2 protein-coding genes are annotated in these 565 nt (G+C 63.9%); both read right to left on the reverse strand.

Going from position 1 to position 565, the window contains the following annotated elements; translation table 11 throughout:
* Positions 1–65: 65 nt before the first annotated feature.
* On the reverse strand, positions 66–254 hold the full coding sequence (locus tag LDN95_RS23080; RefSeq protein ID WP_226019837.1) for a hypothetical protein: 189 nt from the start codon (positions 252–254) through the stop codon (positions 66–68).
* A 57-nt stretch (positions 255–311) separates the two neighbouring features.
* On the reverse strand, positions 312–565 hold a 254-nt coding region (locus tag LDN95_RS23085; RefSeq protein ID WP_226019838.1), incomplete at its 5' end, for a transposase.

Here is a 565-nt window from a genome sequence, read left to right on the forward strand (position 1 = left end):
CACTTGACCGACTGAAAAATCACATGTGAATAGCGGCCCGCGATCTGCTCCCCACCCGGGCGGCATCAAATCGGAACGGTGGGCGCGATCAGATCGGAATGGGTGGGCGGCATCGCCGGAATCCGCATCAGCACGCGCGCATCAATCGGCGGGGTCAGGCGCACCACGTGACCCGACGGTGACACGACCTCGACGATCCCCGGCAGCGGTCCACCTTGCTGCGGCACAGACGAGGTCTCGACGTGGACCGGCACGAACGGTGATGCTGGCCGCTCAGCCCTGGCATCGCCGAGAAGCTCGCGCCGCCAACGTTAGATCAGCGACGCGCATACGCTATGACGGCGTGCGACCGCTGCCACGCTCGAACCCGCCATCATCGCCTCCGAAACCACACGCGCTTTGTCATCGTCGCTGAACTGACGACGCGGCGGCGATGCCGTAAGCGTGGCCTGGAGGCCGCCTTGCGTTGCGGGCTTGCGATAGGCTGATTGCCGCTCTTTTTGGGAGCGGTGACGTTGGACGATAGCGAGCTTGATGGAGCAAGTGATCATACGAGCGGTCGTAT

Source organism: Novosphingobium sp. FKTRR1 (assembly GCF_020404405.1).
GTDB lineage: Bacteria > Pseudomonadota > Alphaproteobacteria > Sphingomonadales > Sphingomonadaceae > Novosphingobium.